The sequence below is a fragment of the Pseudomonas sp. CFBP 5748 genome (assembly GCF_053850495.1).
Genome location: NZ_JBSPTN010000006.1, coordinates 123158 through 140932, shown reverse-complemented (window position 1 = coordinate 140932; position 17775 = coordinate 123158). Strand labels below are relative to the sequence as shown.

General features: G+C 61.7%; 13 protein-coding genes and 1 pseudogene. 2 read left to right on the top strand and 12 right to left on the bottom strand.

Annotated features, from left to right (window positions below; all coding sequences use genetic code 11):
• Window positions 1–56: 56 nt before the first annotated feature.
• The 10 genes from ACWNZ1_RS15580 to ACWNZ1_RS15535 all read right to left on the bottom strand — a co-directional run bounded on the left by ACWNZ1_RS15580 (window position 57) and on the right by ACWNZ1_RS15535 (window position 12938).
• Window positions 57–1010, bottom strand: a complete 954-nt coding sequence (locus tag ACWNZ1_RS15580) for a PDR/VanB family oxidoreductase (protein WP_456027737.1) — start codon at window positions 1008–1010, stop codon at window positions 57–59.
• Entirely contained in the window at window positions 1010–2047 is a 1038-nt protein-coding gene (locus ACWNZ1_RS15575) for an aromatic ring-hydroxylating dioxygenase subunit alpha (protein WP_265072360.1), read from the bottom strand. Before ACWNZ1_RS15575 ends, ACWNZ1_RS15580 begins: the two co-directional genes overlap by 1 nt.
• 49 nt (window positions 2048–2096) lie before the next feature.
• Complete coding sequence (locus tag ACWNZ1_RS15570) at window positions 2097–3299, bottom strand: MFS transporter (protein ID WP_280944355.1); 1203 nt, start codon at window positions 3297–3299, stop codon at window positions 2097–2099.
• A gap of 126 nt (window positions 3300–3425) precedes the next feature.
• A complete protein-coding gene (locus ACWNZ1_RS15565) occupies window positions 3426–5954 on the bottom strand; it encodes an efflux RND transporter permease subunit (protein ID WP_256453673.1) in 2529 nt (842 codons plus the stop codon).
• Between the two features lie 4 nt (window positions 5955–5958).
• On the bottom strand, window positions 5959–7062 hold the full coding sequence (locus ACWNZ1_RS15560; protein WP_256453674.1) for a YCF48-related protein: 1104 nt from the start codon (window positions 7060–7062) through the stop codon (window positions 5959–5961).
• A gap of 71 nt (window positions 7063–7133) precedes the next feature.
• Window positions 7134–8498, bottom strand: a complete 1365-nt coding sequence (locus ACWNZ1_RS15555) for a DUF1329 domain-containing protein (protein ID WP_135846979.1) — start codon at window positions 8496–8498, stop codon at window positions 7134–7136.
• A 12-nt stretch (window positions 8499–8510) separates the two neighbouring features.
• Window positions 8511–10190, bottom strand: a complete 1680-nt coding sequence (locus ACWNZ1_RS15550) for a DUF1302 domain-containing protein (protein WP_135846980.1) — start codon at window positions 10188–10190, stop codon at window positions 8511–8513.
• A gap of 128 nt (window positions 10191–10318) precedes the next feature.
• On the bottom strand, window positions 10319–11443 hold the full coding sequence (locus ACWNZ1_RS15545; RefSeq protein ID WP_256453675.1) for an FAD-dependent oxidoreductase: 1125 nt from the start codon (window positions 11441–11443) through the stop codon (window positions 10319–10321).
• Between the two features lie 157 nt (window positions 11444–11600).
• Window positions 11601–11984, bottom strand: a complete 384-nt coding sequence (locus ACWNZ1_RS15540) for a Rieske (2Fe-2S) protein (protein ID WP_256453676.1) — start codon at window positions 11982–11984, stop codon at window positions 11601–11603.
• A 15-nt stretch (window positions 11985–11999) separates the two neighbouring features.
• Window positions 12000–12938 (bottom strand): VOC family protein, encoded by a 939-nt coding sequence (locus ACWNZ1_RS15535; protein WP_135846983.1) that lies wholly within the window; start codon window positions 12936–12938, stop codon window positions 12000–12002.
• A 327-nt stretch (window positions 12939–13265) separates the two neighbouring features.
• Between ACWNZ1_RS15535 and ACWNZ1_RS15530 the strand changes: the two genes are divergently transcribed.
• On the top strand, window positions 13266–14177 hold the full coding sequence (locus tag ACWNZ1_RS15530; protein WP_135846984.1) for a LysR family transcriptional regulator: 912 nt from the start codon (window positions 13266–13268) through the stop codon (window positions 14175–14177).
• A 23-nt stretch (window positions 14178–14200) separates the two neighbouring features.
• Here the strand turns inward: ACWNZ1_RS15530 and ACWNZ1_RS15525 are convergent, their stop codons facing one another.
• Both ACWNZ1_RS15525 and ACWNZ1_RS15520 read right to left on the bottom strand, forming a co-directional pair.
• A complete protein-coding gene (locus tag ACWNZ1_RS15525) occupies window positions 14201–14914 on the bottom strand; it encodes a methyl-accepting chemotaxis protein (protein ID WP_456027760.1) in 714 nt (237 codons plus the stop codon).
• A 144-nt stretch (window positions 14915–15058) separates the two neighbouring features.
• A pseudogene (locus ACWNZ1_RS15520) lies at window positions 15059–15355 on the bottom strand (HAMP domain-containing protein); the annotation flags it as partial.
• Window positions 15356–16564: 1209 nt separating this feature from the next.
• On the opposite strand from ACWNZ1_RS15520, the gene ACWNZ1_RS15515 reads away from it, so the two are divergent.
• Window positions 16565–17722 carry an alpha/beta hydrolase family protein gene (locus ACWNZ1_RS15515; RefSeq protein ID WP_256453678.1) on the top strand — a complete coding sequence of 386 codons (1158 nt, stop codon included), beginning with the start codon at window positions 16565–16567 and terminating at the stop codon, window positions 17720–17722.
• Window positions 17723–17775 lie beyond the last annotated feature (53 nt).

Here is a 17775-nt window from a genome sequence, read left to right as displayed (position 1 = left end):
TCCTCAATCAGTTGGCGAAACGCGACAGCGGGTAAAGATGGATTCATGAAAAAACCTTAAAGATCGAGCACCAGTCGGGTGCTCCTGGCACGCGAGCAGCACGGCGTGAACTGGTCGTTGCGGGCTCGTTCGGCATCGGTCAAGAACATGTCGCGGTGGTCCGGCTCGCCTTCCAGCACGCGCGTGATACAGGTGCCACAGATGCCCTGCTCGCAGGACAACGGGATGTCGATACCGGCCTCCAGCAGCACCTGCGCCACGCTGCGATCGGCAGGTACCTGCAGACACAGCCCCGAACTGGCGAGCTGCACCTCAAAGCCCCCCGCCTCACTGGCCGGGGCTGCGGCGGCGGCAAAGTACTCACGGTGCAATTGCGCCTCGGCCCAGCCCCGCTCGCGCGCCGTACCGAGCACGTGTTCCATGAAGCCGTTAGGGCCACAGACGTACAGATGACGGTCAGCGGCTGGCATGGATAAAACCTGGGCGGCGTCAAGACGCTGGGACTCCTCGCCATCGTCCACATGGACATGCACACGGTCGGCGAATGGCGAATGGCGGATGTACTCGATAAAAGCCATGCGCCCGGCCGAACGACCACAGTAGTGCAGCTCAAAAGGTGCGCCGATCCGCGCCAGGCGCTCGGCCATGCAGAGGATCGGGGTAATACCGATACCGCCTGCGAACAGCACGCTGTACCCCGCCGCATGCTCCAGCGGGAACAGGTTGCGTGGCTCGCTGATGCGCAGCCGGCTGCCTTCGTGCACGTGTTCGTGCATGGCCTGCGAACCGCCGCGAGACGCCGGGTCGAGCAACACGCCCAACAGGTAGCGGTGGCATTCTTCCGGGTGATTGCACAGCGAGTACTGGCGCACCAGGCCATTGGGCAGGTGCACGTCGATATGCGAGCCGGCACTGAAAGCAGGCAGCATGGATCCCTCTACCGGGGCCAGTTCAAAACTGTAGATGCCTTCGGCTTCGCGATGCTTGCGGGTAACGACTACCTCGATCATCACGGGGTACCCACTGACTGCTCGGCGGCGATCAATCGGCGCAGAACCCGTCGGCAACGCACGGCCCCGGCATCGACTGGCAGCAACACAGGGTTGAGGCCGAGCAGATCAACCTCGCCAATCTGACGCTGTTGTGCCTCGACCATGGGTTTGTCTTCACCGGCGAAAATGCCGATCAACATGTTCTGGATGAAGGCATTCAACTGCTCATTGTGCTGCTCGAAATTGCGCGTATTGGCGAAGAAGTAATGGGTATTCGCCGCGTCCTGCGGGGTCATCAGATGCAGGTTCCATGTCACGGGCCCCTCCTCCCTCGGGCGCCCTGGCGCAGTGGCGCCGCTGCCCAGCAGCATCAGGCCAGGGGCGTGCCAGATGACCTCGGCCCACACGTCCGCTCGAGTCGGGTCTTCAAGATGAGCGCCGAAAGCCGGCGGGGGGACGTCATCAGGCGCCCACCAACTGATGCGCACGCGATCATTGGGCAACTCTTCGATGCTGGCGCGCGTGCGTGACAACGCTCCACCACCGAGCGTATCGGGGTGCAGGAAATCAACGTGGCTCAGGTCCATGATGTTGTCGGACAGCAACTCGTAGTGCGCGCGGGTTGGCAAATACCCATGTCCCTTGGCATGGGGGAGTGCCTGCTCAAAAAAGGAAAAATCGGGGATCAGCGCATCGCTGGCCAGGGCCGGGTCGCCAGGCCAGACCCAGATCGCCCCATGGCGCTCAACGGCGGGGAAGGAACGAACACAGGCGGCCTTGGGGATACTCCCATCGCCATGGGGATTGTCCGTACATTGGCCACTGCCATCGAAACGCAAGCCGTGATACGGACACTGAACGCTGTCGCCGACAATCTTGCCCATGTGCAGCGGGGCAAAACGGTGAGGGCAGCGATCAGCCAGAGCCTGGAGGGTGCCCTGGCTGTCGCGAAAGAACACAATGGGGCGCTCGACAATGGTTCTGCCCAGCATCCCCCCTGGCGCCAGCTCGTCTGCCCACCCAGCGATGTACCAGGTGTTGAGCAAATAACTCATGATGTTCTCCTCGTTGTTCTTATTTTGATAAAACGTCGAATGGGCCAGATCAGCGCTCAGGGTCCACGGCGACAGAGGCGGGAAAAGCTGCCCTGCGGCCACGCAACCGAATGCATGCCAAGGCCACCAGTATTTGGAAGGCCGCAACGATCCCCAGCGCGGCAGGCAAAGCGCTGCTCACCCCACCGGTAATCGCCAGCACCACCAGCGGGCTGGCGAACTCACCGGCAAAGAACATCGCCGTGAAGCCGCCGGCGGCGCGACCACGCTGCTGGAAGTCGATCTGGGCCATGATCCAGGTGAGCAGAGTCGGCATCATCAAGCCGATGCCCAGGCCGTTGATCAGCACGGCGATCACCACCCATCCATGACTGTCGGCCACCGCCAGCAACCCGCCACCGATACCGGCCGCGACGAAGGCCAGGAGCACCTGTCGGTACGCCGCTACCCCCCTGAACAGACGGAAACTCAGGGCGCCGACCAGCACGCCGAACTGACTGGCGCCCATGGTCATGCCGATCTGCTGCGACCCTTCGACATGCAGCAGATTGAGCAGGTAACCGACTTGTACCGGCACGATAAACAGGCTCAAGCCGGCCAGGAATGACAGGGCATACAACGGTGCCAGGGGGCGCCAGGGGAATGCCCTCCTCACCGCCGTTGTCGCCGTGACGACATGTACGCGTGGCTCCCACAGCAACCAAAGCATCAGCGGCAGGAACACCAGCCCCACCCCATACAGGGCGAACGGGGTGCGCCAGCCGTGCTCGCCGAGCACGCCGCCGACGGAAATGAAAATCGCCGCCGACAACGAGGTCGCAACCATTTGCAGGGCGAACATGCGTTCACGTCGCGCGCCGCTGTAGTAGTCGCCCATCATCGTGGTGCAACAGGTCATGATCGCCGCCTCGGCCACGCCGATACCGGCGCGGCTGATAACGATGACCTGCAGCGACTCCAACCAGAGCGGCAACACGCCACAGACGGTGTAGAGAAACATCGCGCCGATCAGCAATGGCTTGCGCCCGAGCCGGTCGGCGATGATCCCGGCCACGGGTGCCAACAGCGCAATCATCAACGCCGGGAGCGTCAGGGCAATGGGCACCAGCACGGCCACACCCGGTGTATCCGCGAAGTACTCCTGCATCCGCGGCAGTATGGGGGCCAGCAGCACCGCACCGAGCACCGGCAGGCAACTGCCGAGCAACAGCAACAACGACTGTGGCAAACCGGCCTGGCGTTCAACACTCATCGTTCACCTCCGATGCTTGGGCTGCGCAGAACGCCATGCCGAAGGCGCTCAGGCCGGCTATAAGGTCAAGCCATAGAGGCTGCTGGAACAGATACATACGAGGCATGGCAACGTCCTTTCTTGTTGTTATGGCGCGACCGGATTAGCCGCCGCAGAGACTGTTTTCTTGCACGCTGAAGGCTGCACCCTGGTTCCCTGCTCGGCGGTGACGGGCACCTGCGGCACACTCGTCAGGCCATGGCTTTCATCCCAGGGTTGGTGCTCGGCCTGTCCCTTGCACACCCGCTTGCTTGGCAACAGGAAGTGGGCCAGGGCCGGCAACAGAACCAGCGCACCGACCATGTTCCAGACGAACATGAAGGCCAGCAGCACGCCCATGTCAGCCTGGAACTTGATTGGCGAAAACATCCAGGTGGCCACGCCGATCGCCAGGGTCACACCGGTCAGCATCACCACCTTGCCGGTGGACAGCAGTGCCTGGTAATACGCCTGCGACAAGCTGGTACCCTGGCGCATATGGCCGAGCAGGATGCTCATCACATACAGCGCATAGTCGACGCCGATGCCCACGCCGAGGGCGATCACCGGCAGGGTCGCGACCTTGACGCCGATGTTCAGCCAGACCATCAGCGCCTCGCAGAGGATCGATGTGAGCATCAGCGGGATCACCGCACAAATCGTCGCGCGCCAGGAGCGGAAGGTGATCAGGCACAGCAGGATCACTGCGCCGTAGACCCAGAACAGCATTTCGCGATTGGCCTGCTTGACCACGATATTGGTCGCGGCCTCGATCCCGGCATTGCCTGCGGCCAGGAGGAACTGGACCTCGTCGGTATTGTTCGCCGCGGCGAATTGTTCGACGTGATCCACCAGGCGGGTCAAGGTTTGCGCCTTGTGGTCGGAGAGGTAGACGTACAGTGTCAGCAGGCTGCAGTCTTCGTTGTACAGCCCGCGCGGCGCCCCGGCGGTGACCATGTTGAGCATCGCCTGGTTGTTCTGCAGCTCGTACCACTTCGGGCTGCCTTCGCTGAGACCGACCAGCATCCGGCGGTTGAGCAGCGCCAGCGAATTGGTCGAATCAACCCCTGGCAAGGTGCGCAATTGCCAGTCGAGCGCATCGACCTTGCGCAGGATGTCGTAACGCGAACAGGCGCTGGCGGGCGTCTTGATCATGACCGCGAACAGATCGCTGCTGGCGCCGTAATGATGGGTAAGAAACGCATCATCCTGGTTGTAGCGCGAGTCGGCCCGCAGCTCGGGTGCGCCCGCATCCAGATCACCGATTTTCAATTGCAGGCTGACCACGAAGCCGGCGGTAGCCAGTGCCAGGCTCAGCGCAATGCACAATGCAGCCCAGCGACGCTGGGTGAACAGGTCGAGGAAACGCCAGAACCCGTGGCGACTCTGGCCAGCTTGTTCAGCGTGCTCGCTTTTCAGGCTCAGTCGCGCAGCGTGGCGGCTGACACCAACATAGGAGAGCAGTACCGGCAGCAGGATTAAATTGGTGAAGATCAGCACGGCCACGCCAATGCTGGCGATCATCGCCAGATCCTGGATCACCTGGATCTTGATGATCATCAGCACCGCAAAGCCGACCGCGTCGCAGAGCAGCGCGGTGAGACCGGCGAGAAACAGGCGGCGGAAAGTGAAACGCGCGGCGACCACACGGTGCATGCCCCGACCGATGTCTTGCATGATGCCGTTCATCTTCTGTGCGCCATGGCTCATGCCAATGGCAAACACCAGGAACGGCACCAACACCGAATAGGGATCCAGTTGATAGCCCAGCAGCGGCAGCAGGCCGAGCTGCCAGACCACCGCCACCAACGAGCAGAACACCACCAGCAAGGTGCTGCGGATGCAGCGGGTGTACCAGTAGAGCACCACGGCGGTGATCAGAATGGCCACGGCAAAGAACATCAGGATCTGCCGCAGACCGGCGATCAGGTCACCGATTTTCTTGGCGAAACCGGTGATGCGAATGTCGATGCTATCGCTCTGGTATTGGCTGCGCAGCGACTCCAGTTGTTGCGACAGCCTGGTGTAGTCCAACGGTTGGCCGTCGGGGGTGCGCTGCAGCAGGGGCACATGGATGATGCTCGATGCCTGGTCGAACGCCACCAACTGGCCGATTTCGTTGGACAGTTGCACATTGCGCCGCAGTGCCGCGAGGCTGGCGGCGCCGCCATCGTAGTTATCCGGAATGACCGGCCCACCATCCAGGCCTGCTTCGGTCACCGCCACCCAGCGCGTGGCCGGCGTCCACAGCGACTTCATGTAGGCACGGTCGACACCGGGCAACAGATAGATCTTGTCGCTCAACGCCTGCAGGGTCTTGAGGTAGGCGCTGTCATAGATGTCGCCCCGCTTGTTGACCACCGCGATGCGCACCGCGTTACCCAGCCCGCTCAACTCCTTCTGGTGCTCAAGGTAGTTGGCGATATAGGGGTGATGGGTGGGGATCATTTTTTCGAAACTGGCGTTGAGCTCGACACGACTGGACTGCCAACCCAGCACCAGCGTGGTCGCCAGGCACAGCAGCAACACCCATAGGCGATGGTTGAACAGTGCTCGCTCAAGCACCGAGCCGGAACGCGGATCAAAGTCATCGAACGCATTCGCAGGAGACTGGGGGAAATTACCAGGGGACGTCATAACCTCACTCCGAAGCGGCAGTGGACGGCTGCGCAATACGCTGCAGCCCGGTGAAACCGGCAACGACCAGGCTGCCATCGGCGGCCTCGATCAGACTTGAAACAGGCTTACCCAAGGGCTTGCCCAGTGGCAGCAGCGCCGCCCCGGTCTGCTCACCGTTGAGAAACAGTGCGCCGCCCTGGTTGACCAGCAACACCTGGCCGTCGGCCAGGCGGGTGGCGTCGTTGAAGGCAATCGGCATAGGGACTGACAGGCGCTGGAAGCTTTCGCCACCGTCATTGGAGATAAAGGCATTGCCCCTCAGGCCGCCAACCAGCAAGGCGCCATCGGCGCGGCTCTGCAAGGTGAAAAAACTGCCTTCATAGGGGCTTTCCAACTGGCTGAACGAAGCCGCGTCGTCATCCGAGCGCGCCAGGTAACCCTGCTCGCCCGCCAGGAACCAGCGCGCGCCTTGGTGACTGATGGCGTACAAGTGCATCCCGTTCGGGTTGGCGATGTGCCCCATCAGCGACTGCCACGTGGCACCGCCATCGGAGGTCCACAGCGCCAGCCCGTAGGCGCCGACGATCAGCCCGTGTTGGGCATCAATGAACTCGAGCGCCAGGAAGGGTTTGTCCGCCCCATCGGCGACGAGACGCTCGGCACTTTGTACGCGTGCCAATGCGTCATCCGGGTTGGCAGCGTTGGGCTGGTCAGCCTTCGCTGCGTCCAGTTCGAGCTGGGCCGCACGGGCGCCGTCGAGTTGCAGCGTCCAATGCTCGCCACCGTCACGCGTGGCCAATACCACGCCCGCGTGACCGACGGCCCAGCCCTTTTGCGCATCAACGAACTGCACCGCCGTCAGGCTGACCGAAACCGGCACCGAGGCCTGACGCCAGCTTTGCCCATTGTCGTCGGAGAGCAGCACCAGGCCGCGCTCGCCCACGGCCACCAGACGTGTGCCGGCACGCGCCAGGTCGATCAATACGCTGTTCTGCGCAGCCGGTACCCGCATGGCCGGGGTACTGAGCGGCACGTCCACCGCAGCCGGCCCGGCCAGGCACACGCTCGTGGCGAAGGGCAAATACAGGGCCAAGAGCACAGTGCCCGCCTGACTGATTCTGTTCATAACCTACCTCGGAAAAACACTCGCACCTCAAGGGCAAGCCGACAGGCCTGCCCTTCACGCTCAGCTCAGACTCAACGCACGCCGCGCCCGGCCATCGCCGCTGGCGAGAACTCGGAGGCCTTGTAGCGATCGACCGCGTGATACTGCTCCGGCAATCCGGCGTAGACGTTCTGGATAAACCACGCCCCCGAAGTCAGGTCATAAAAACCGGCAGACAGTTGCACCACGGCTGGCAAGTCGGGCAGTACGGAAGGCAGGGACCAGAGGGTCTTGGCCAGTTGGCCGCTGGCGTCCCAACGGTCGCCGAGCAGGGCTTGCCAGCTGTCTTCGTCGAGGTAGTAGCGACCTTTGGGCAACTGGTGACGCTTGCCGGCGGCCAACGTCGACTCGACTACCCAGACGCGGTGCAACTCCCAGCGCACGTAGTCAGGATTCAGATGGTGCTTGGCGAACAGGTCTTGCGGCTGGGCGGCGGCCTGCATCTTGTTGGTGTTGTAGGGAACATACATTTCCTGCTTGCCCACCAGTTTCCAGTCGAACCGGTCCGTACGTCCCTGCCACACGAACAGTTCGTCGAAGGACATGACCCCGGCAGTGGACGGCGTAGGGGTATCGCAGCAAGCGTTGGGCAGCGTGCGCACCCGGCGCTGGCCGCTCAGATAGACATGGGCCTGGGATTTGTCGCCGTTGATGTTCTCGCGCCCCAGGATCTGCTCGCCGGCACGAATCGCCGGGCCGAGATTGACAAAGCGCACCTGCCAATAATCACCCGAGTAGTTTTCAGGGCTGCCTTCCTCGAAGTAGTAGGGCATTTCCTGGGTCAACAGGCCGTCGCTGGTCATCACCTGGTTACCGTCGGCCGTCATCAGATAATGGCGAAAATGCCCCGCCACCGAGGTGCCGCGCCAGTTCAGCAAGTGATTCCAAATGGCTTCGGTACCATTCTGGGGAATCGGAAACGGGATCCCGCCAAAGGCACCGTCAGGGATCAGGCCGGCGCTGCTGTCGACCAGTTTGGCGCGGGTCGCATTCTTGAACGTGTTGTCATAGACCCACTGTGGCGCGGCCGCCGTGCGCCGGGTCGGATAGACGTCGATGCGATAGGTGTCCGGGAAACGCTTGAACAGCTCCTTGGTGCCGTCGCTGAGCTTGTCGGCGTACTTCGCCACGTTCTGCGCGGTGATGCTGAACAAAGGTTTGTCCGCGGCAAACGGATCGCCGCGCTTGCCGCCCGGTGTGTAGGCCGGATCAACCTTGGTGTAGCCACCGTCCCAGGCCGGAATGCTGCCGTCGGCATTACCGGCTTTCTCGGCACCGAAGGGCGTCAGGGTCTTGCCCAGCGCGGCCGCTTGTTCGGCGCTGGCGGCCAAGGCCATCGGCGCGGCGGCGGCCAGCAGGGTTAAGCACAAGGCCTTTAGAGTGAACTGAATGGTCATGCGCAAATCCTCTTAGAACGTGGTCTTGACGGAGAAAGCCAGGTAATCCCGGTCCTTCAGCGACTGCTTGTAATTGAACTGGTTGGCGGCGTTGAGGCTGGTGTCCTCGGGCCCGTAGAAGTGGGTGTAGGTCAGCCCCACAGTCACTTGGTCCAGGTAGGTGGCGGAGACACCGATGTTCATATCCCCCCCTCTGTCGGGGCCGAACCCGCTGATCACAGCCGACTTGCCCATGGGGAAATAACTGATGCCCAGCGGCACGCTGATATCCACGCCCGGGAAGAACTGGCGATAGGTGGGCGTGTAAACCAGTTTCAGGCCCAGGGCGTCGTCGGTGGCGTTAGGATCAAGGGCTGCGCGGTTCTTGGTCACGGCGAGCAGGCGGTTCCAGGCCACTTCCCCTGTCAGGCTGGCTTCATTGGCGACGAAGGAAGGGCCCAGCGATGCCAGGACGTTGAGGTTGACGTGAGCCGTACGGCCGACGGCGTACAGGGCATCATCGTTGTTGTCCGCCTCGACGCCCGGCAGGACGGTCTGGGCGTTGGACACCAACGGCATGTTCCAGCGCATCGATGCCTCGCCGGCAAAGCTGTACTCGTCCACGGAGGTGGCGAAACTGGCCCCCAGGACACGGATATCTTCCGGATAGACCCAGGAGTACTCGCCGACTTTGCCAGTACCGAAATCCGGCCCGGTGGCATTCGGCTTCAAGTACAACGTTGGGGTTTTCTCGTGATATTGGAGCGCGTACAGACCGTAATCCGTCGTCCCGGTGTTGTACTTGAGCTGCAGGCCGCCCTGACCGGAGCTCCTGGCTTTCTTGTCCTTGCCATGGAAAAACGCAGCCGGGCTATTGGCATTACCGCCCAGGAAATCAGGAAACGGTCCGCCAGTGATCAGCCGTTCATTGCCGTCGCCGATGGTATCGCTGGTGGAGAAGTAGCTGCCGGCGCCCGGCAAGCGAGTGGCTTCCCACTCCAACTGGTAGAAGGCGCCCAATGACACATCGTCGGTCAGTTGGTAGGCGGTCGAGAGCTGGTTGACCGGCCGGGTGATTTCCTTGAATTGGGTGTTGGGCACCGATTGCGCCTTGACCACATCCACCGGTGCCATGGCACCGGCAATACCGTTGCCGCCGAAAAACAGGCTCTCGCCCCAGATCAGGCCGTGGCGCCCGGCGCGAATCGATAAGGCACGGTCGGCCAACTCACCGTTCCAATAGACAAAGGCATCCAGCAGTTCACCGTCACCACCGTGCAGTTGACGGGTGTCGCTGGTGAACTCGTCGAAGCCCACCGAACGTTGGTTGGCACTGGCCGCGTCGTTGTTGTCGTTGCGGTCCTGGTAGACGGTGTCGTACCACGCGGCACCGCTCAAACGGGCACCGAAGTTGTGAAAACCAATGTCCAGTTCGGAAAGAATATCCAGCCGATTGGAGATCAACCCCTTGCCGAAGTTGTGATCGCCGTCATTCTGGTTCAGCGCCGTCTGGCCCTCGCTGAGTTTGCTGCTGGGCTCCTTCAGGCGCCAGGCCGCGCTGTACTTGAGCGTGTTGTCCCAGCGCAAACTGAGATCGGGATTGCCGGTATCGATCTGAAAGGCCTGGGCAACCGAAGCGCCAAGCCCCAGGCTGGCCGCCAGGGTCAGGGTGAAGGGGACGCGCCGCGACGCAGCGATCTTGCGAGTAGCCATCGAAGTAACCCTCTTTATTGTTGTTGTATGTCAGCTCTTCTGGTGAAACGGCGCCCGCAGTCCAACCGGGCCAAGCCTGCACAGGCATGAAACATCCATGGGAGAGCGAATTCAGTCTTGCCGGCGCCTCAGATGGGCTCTGCCGTGACCTCGAGCATCCGCCTGACCAGGCCGATCCGGTCGAAACTGCTGTCGTGGGCCATTTCCTTGTCACCGGCCAGCACCGAGCTTTCGCTGATGAATTTGCAGCGCTCGTATCGGCGCGCCATGAAGCGTTCGAGCTGCTGTTCGACGCTGCCACCGGCGACCAGCTCTTCGCCGAGCACGACAGCATCTTCAATGGCCATGCCAGCGCCCTGGCCCAGGTGCGGCGTCGTGGCGTGCACCGCGTCGCCAATCAGCACGACACGGCCGCGGTACCAGGGCTCACTGACGAACACCACCTCCAACGGCTTGTAGACCACCTGGTCACTGTCGAGGATCTGCTCGCGCAGTTCACCGATCAGCCCGGTAAAACCACTCAGGCGCTGGCGCATCTGGGTCGCCAGCGTGGCGGCATCCATCCGGGGGTTGGCGGGTTCATGGGAGGTGACGAACATGTACATCTGGTCACGACCCAGCGGCACCAGTCCGGCATTGCCAGCAGGGCCTTGGAAGGTAGCCAGGTGATCGATTCCAGCGGCGCGTGGAAAGTTGTAGCGCCACACCGACTGGCCGGTGAAACGCGGCCGGTACTGCTCGCCGAACAGCAAACCGCGCATTTGCGAGTACAGGCCATCGGCACCCACGACCAGGTCGTAACAACCGCGACTGCCGTCGGTGAACAGCACATCAACGCCCTCGTCCACCTGCTCCAGGGTTTGCACGCTCAGGCCCAGGCGAATCGAGGCGCCCAGGGCGATGGCGGTGTCACTGAGGACTTGATGCAGGGCCAGGCGCGAGATGCCGACGTTGGCCGGGTATTCGGGGCCGGCCAGGCGCTGGCCGGGTATTCGCGCCAGCTGTTCACCCGCTGTGGTATTGATGGTCACATCCTCGAACGCGTAGGCAGCATCCAGGTAGCCGTCCAACACACCCAACTTGGCCATCTCACGCACGACGTTGCTCTGCTGGATGATGCCGACGCCGTAGACTGTCCATTGCGTCTTGAGCTCGACCAGATCGACTTCGATGTCCTGGCGACGCAAAGCAATCGCGGCGCACAGACCACCGATACCACCACCGACGATAAGCACTTTTTTCACTGCTTTCATGCTTGTCTCACTCTTATTCTTGTTATTCACGCAAGCTATCTGCCGGAGCGATCAGAGGCCTCACTACCGGCTGTTTCTGCACGCATTCGCTACCGCGTTGTGCTCACTTTCTCGGCAAAGCAGGCGTTTGACTAATCGCATGTAGGGATACGATGTATCAGCAACCGCGATACGTTGATTCAGGTGCAAACGCCTCCAATTGACCCGCTTCGAGCACCAGCCAATCAGCCTCCGCATGCCATTGCAGAGCACTCAGGCTTTCTCCCAGGCACGGCCCGTAGATGCACAGGCCACTGTCCGGAAGGAACCGGGCACCGTGGGCGTAACAGACAATCTGGCTGCCATCGACACTGAGAAAACGATCCTTGCGGTACTCCAGGCGCACCTGCAGATGCGGGCAACTATTGCGATAGACCCGCACCTCGCCGCCATGGCGCAGGGCAAACACGCTGTCCTTCCCTGTGTCCAGAGGATCGAATCCGCGGGCCTGCCCTTCGAGCAATTCATCCAGGCGACATAGCGCAAGGGCGTCGAGACTCATGGACAAACTCCGCACTCAGGCCTGCTTGGGCGGCGGACCGCTCGGGAACCATTTTTCCCGGGAAGTGAACAGGAACAGCTGCGAGTTATCCGCCGACAAAGGCGCCTGACGCGCTTGCCAGGCATCATCGTGCTTGTCCATGTCGGCGTCGTATTCGATGTGGCAGCCCAATGGGCTGTTGAAGTACCAGAACCAGTTGGAGCCAAAGAGGTGACGGCCCGGGCCCCAGAAGCTGGTCCAGCCTTGCTGTTCGAAGCGTCGCCCGGCCAGCAGCACTTCCGTGCCGCTGCCCATGTGAAAGGTAAAGTGCTCGCAACCCTTCATGTGCGGTGGCGTCTGGATCATGAACAGGCAATGGTGGTCATCGGAACCGGCTGGACGCATGAACGGGCCAGCACCAACGAAGGTATCGGTGGTCATGAAGCCCAGGCGCTTGTAAAAGGCCTCGGCCTTCAGCGCATCCGGCACGAAATACACCACATGAGACAGGGTGCGCGGCAGGGCCTGCATATCGGGGGTGATACCCGGTTGATTGACCGGGCGCTGGGGGGCATGGCCCGGCGCATTGGTCAGGTCGGCCGGGGCACTGTACGGACGCCGCACACTGATCTGAAAACCAATGGCGAACCCCATATCGTCAACACTGTGCACGGAGCCATCGGCACCACGGATCACCAGGCGATCGCGCCCCAACTCATCGGCGATGGCCTCGAGATCCGCACCGCTGGCCACGCCATAGATGGTTTCACGAATCGAGGGTGCAGGCCCGATGGCCGCCGGCAGACTGGCATCGTCAGCCCGGCGGATAATCACGGCAGTGCCGTCGAGGGCTTCAAAACGACCGCCCTCGCTGTCGACATCGACAGGTTGCAGGCCGTAGTCACGCAGGCAATGGGTACAGGCTTGAATGTCGTCGACGCCAAAAATCAAGGCATCAAGGCCAATGATGTTCATTGAGTTACCACTCCATTGTAATTATTCAGCGCAGGCCAGCACCCCGCTTACGGGAGCCGTGCCAGGCGAAGCGCTGCCGAGGCGGGTCTTGGAGTCGATCAAGCGTCACGGCCAACCGACTGTGGGTCGATACTGAAGTGGCGAAAACGCACTGACTAATCGCTTGTCGGGATGCGACCTATCGGTAAACGCGATACCTGGCTGCGCAGCGCCAAACGACGTGAAAAATCGCAAAGACATCGGTCGACGCACCTCTTCACGGGGCTTGACGCCGCGATAGGAAGGTCGGAAGGTATTTACAAAATAAATACAAAAATCGAGACCGCCATGCGTTTTAACCACCTGGATCTCAACCTCCTGGTGGCGCTTGATGTGTTACTGGAAGAGCAGAACATCACCCGCGCCGCCGAACGCCTGCACATGACCCAATCCGCCACCAGCGGCGTACTGGGCAGGCTGCGGGTCTATTTCGAAGACGAACTGCTGGCGCAGGTCGGGCGCAAGATGCAGCCCACGCCCTATGCCCGTGAACTGGCGGCGCCAGTGCGCCAGATACTGCTGACGATCCAGTCCTCGATCACCGCCAAACCGGTGTTCGACCCCGCCACCAGCAAGCGCCATTTCCGCCTGATCACCTCGGACTATCTGATCAGCGTCCTGTTTGCCCGGGTGATCCAGAAGATCTCCCTGGAAGCTCCGCACATCACCTTCGAGCTGCTTGGCCCCGGCGACACCTCAACCGAGCTGCTGATGCGCGGCGAGGCCGACATGATGATCGTGCCTGAGCGCTATCTCATTGAAGGCCACCCATCGCAGTTACTGTTCGAAGAAGAGCACGTTTGCGTTGTGTGGGACGGCAACACCCAAGTGGGCGATAGCATCACCCTCGATCAGTACATCGAGATGGGTCATGTCTCGGTGATTTTTGGTCGCAACCGACAACTGAGCGTCGAAGAATGGCTGATGGCCCAGTACGGTTTCACGCGTCGCATGGAAGTGGTGACCCACGACTTCAACACCTTGCCGCAGTTGATCGTCGGCACCCAACGCGTCGCCACCATGCTCCAGCGCATGGCCAGGCTCTACGCCAACTACCTGCCGCTGCGCATCTTGCAGCCGCCGGTGAAAATCCCGGTGATGCGTGAGTTCATGCTCTGGCATCGCACCATGGACGGGGATCCGATGCACCGTTGGCTGCGAGCGAAAATCAGTCAAATCATCAATGAGCTGGAGCAGTAGCCGCTCCCTTGCCCGGAACCGGGTCAGGTGCGGAAATGCCCGACGGCCGCCTTGAGTTCACCGCTAACCTGTTGCAGGTCGGCCGTTGAGACTTGCAGTTGCTGGCTTTCCCTGGCGCTGCCCTCGGTCACTTCGCGCACCCGCGTCATACTCTGGCTGACTTGCTCGGCCACCACACTCTGCTGCTCGGCGGCTGCGGCAATCTGCTGGTTCATCTGCTCGATGCTGGACACCGCCCGGGTGATCCGCGCCAGTGCCTGGGAGGCTTGTGCGGCAAGCACCACCGTTTCATCGCTCAACACATGGCTGCCTTGCAAGCGCTCGGCGGCTTGTTGGGCAACGCTGCTCAGACGAACGATCAACCCTTCGATTTCCGTGGTCGAACGCTGTGTACGCCGTGCCAGGCCGCGCACCTCGTCGGCGACCACGGCGAAACCGCGACCATGCTCGCCAGCCCGCGCCGCCTCGATGGCGGCGTTGAGCGCCAGCAGGTTGGTCTGCTCGGCCACCGCCTTGATGACATCGAGCACGCCACCGATCGCTGCGCTCTCCACCAGCAACGAGCGCATGGCTTGCGCACAACCACTCATCTCCACCGCCAGATGGTCGATCTTGCCCCCCGCCTGGCGCACCAGTTCATCGCCCTCACGCGCCTGTTCGTCGGCATGCGCCACCGCTGCGCGAGCCTCACCCGCGTTGCGGGCAACCTCCTGCGCCGTGGCGGCCATCTGTTGCATGGCGGTGGCGGCCAGTTCGGTTTCCTGGCGTTGGTGCTCGACACCACGGCTGTTGCTCTGGGTCACTTCGGCCAGGCTGCCGGCCATGCCGTTGAGCGAGCCGACCCCACGGTCGATGCGCCCGACCAATCCGCGCAGGCTGCCCAGCATGCTGCCCACCGCGCCCAACAACTGGCCCAGTTCATCGCGACGAACACGGCCTGACGGCGGATCGCTCAGATCTCCCGCCGCCACCCGCTGGACCAGCTGCACGGCCTGGCGCAGCGGCTGCACTATCAACTGACGGATCAGCAGGCTGGCCCCGATGCCCAAGGCGAGCGCCAGAAAAGTGATCAAGCCCAATTGGCGATCGGCGCGGCGATTATCATCCAGCACCGCCTGCCTTTGCTGTTCATCGGCCAGGGCCAGCAGCTTGCTCACCTGCTCGGTTTGCGCGTTCATCGCCGCACTGCTTTGCGCGCTTTGCCCACGGCTGGCGACAAACTCGACGAAGGCCTTGCGGTAGTCGCCCAAGGCTGTGCTCGCCTCCTGCAGCGACTCGCCTTGCTGCTCGCCAAGATCGAGCGCCTGCATGGCGGCCAGCAGGTCACTCATGCTCATTTCCCAGTCGCTGCGGTAACGCTCCTCACCATCGAGCGAGTAGTACAGTTCGCTGTCACGCAGCTTGGCGAGTTTGTCGCGCAATGCAGCGGTCTGCTCAAGCAGCACCATCTGATTGCTGGTCGGGGGTGTGCCCTGCCCCAACCGGGTATTCAGCGCATCCAGTTGATCGAGAAACAGCAGGGTAAAGCTATCGCCTGCCGTCTGCGCCAGCGTCTGCATGCGCAAGCGGGCTTCGCGAGCCCGACGCAACGAATCGGCATAGCCGAGAAACTGCTCCAGGTAAGCACTGACCGCCGTGCGCACCGTGGCGCCCGATGCGCTATTGGCCGGTTCCTCATCAAGTTGCTGGTTCAGCTTGCCGATTGTCTCGCGCACCTGTTCCAGGCCCTGCGGAGCAAGATCCAGGGCAAATGCCTTTTCGGCGATGCGGGCACGCAGGATCAATGCCTGGATCGACGACTCCTGACGCGATTGCTCACCGCGCTGCTGCAACACACCCAGAGAGTGAAAAGCCGTGGCCGCTACCCCCAGGGTAACCAGCAACACCAGGCCAAAACCCAGCGACAGCTTGGCACCCACCGACAGATTGCCAAGCACACGGCTCAGTACAGGCATGTCCAATTCCTCCCACGGTAGTGGAAACACATCCTGCCCTTGGCGCCCAGGCTGATCGCTGTGCCGGAATTAGACTCACTCATTTGCCGATACCTTGTTCTTGTTGTTGTGCGCGCCCGGGACTCCAGCCAACGGCGCGGTGTAGCGCCAACTCTAGTGAGTCGTACCTCAACGACACCAATCGCATCCCGCGTTATGAGCAATCGCAAAGTACGATGATAGGTATCTGGATTTGCTGCTTGATCTGTGAGTAGAAAACCCCTAGGCCAATGACACACATACGCTCCATCACCGTTCGCAATACCTCCCATCCCGACTTGCGATTGGCCAAACAATTGCCCTCCCCTTAGCCTGCTTCGAACCGCCAGGTCAGGCTGTCATCCGCTCCGGACCTGGCTGCCTGCCTTTGTTTGCACAAGGACAATAACAATCATGTTCCGCTACTTCCCGACCAACTACGTGTGGAATCTTTCCGTCGACCTCGCCATTGAAATGGGCGCCCGCATCGGCGAAATCGAAGAAATGTGCGCGCCGCTGCAAGAGGCCGCCAAGCAGCCGGATGCCGCCGGCAGCAAGGCCTTCCGTGAAACCTGGGCGAAAATGGCCGACAAGCTTTGCGGCTTGGCCGAGGAAGATGAAGCCAAAGGTCGAATGTTGTCAGCCGGCGAAAAATACAACCGCGCCGCGACCTATTACCTGAGCTGCGAACGCCTGCAGGCCCATGGCGCCCCTGGCCGTACGGAGCTGTACCAGCGCTTTTTACACACCTTCCAACGCGGTATCGAACTGGCGCAGGAAAACTGCGAGCGCGTTGAAATCCCTTACGAGGGCAAACACATTTCCGGTCTGCTGGTACGTGCCGAAGGCGTCGGCGGCCCAGCGCCGATTCTGGTGCAGGTCAACGGACTGGACTCCACCAAAGAAATGAAATACCGCGTTGGCCTGCCCGCCTGGCTGGCCAAACGTGGCGTGTCATCGTTGATCATCGACCAGCCTGGTACCGGCGAAGCCCTGCGCCTGCATAACCTGACTGCGCGCTTTGACAGCGAACATTGGGCCAGTCGAGTGGTGGACTGGCTGGAAACCCGCAACGATATCGACGCCAAACGCATCGGCATGGAAGGCGTGTCGCTCGGCGGCTATTACTGCCCCCGCGCGGTAGCCTTCGAGCCGCGCTTTGCCTGCGGGGTAGTCTGGGGTGCCAACCATGACTGGCGTGATGTACAGAAGCGGCGCATGGAAAAAGAAGGCAGCTTCCCAGTTCCGCATTACTGGTCGCACGTAGCCTGGGTATGGGGCGCCAAAGACACCGATGAGTTCATGACCATCGCCGAGAATGTCCACCTGGACGGCATACTGGATCGCATCAAGGTGCCGTTCCTCGTCACCCATGGTGAGAAGGACTCGCAGATTCCATTGAAGTGGGCGCACCGTACCTACGAGCAGTTGGTCAACAGCCCTAAGCGCGAACTGAAAATATTCACCGAACGCGAAGGCGGCGTCCAACATTCGAGCTTCGATAACAGTATCAATGCCGGCCAGTACATTGCCGACTGGGTCGCTGAAGTGCTTGGAGGGCGGACTGCCTGAGGGGGGTGCTGCAGAATCCGGCTGGGCTGCGAGGAGATGAGGATTGTGTAGGA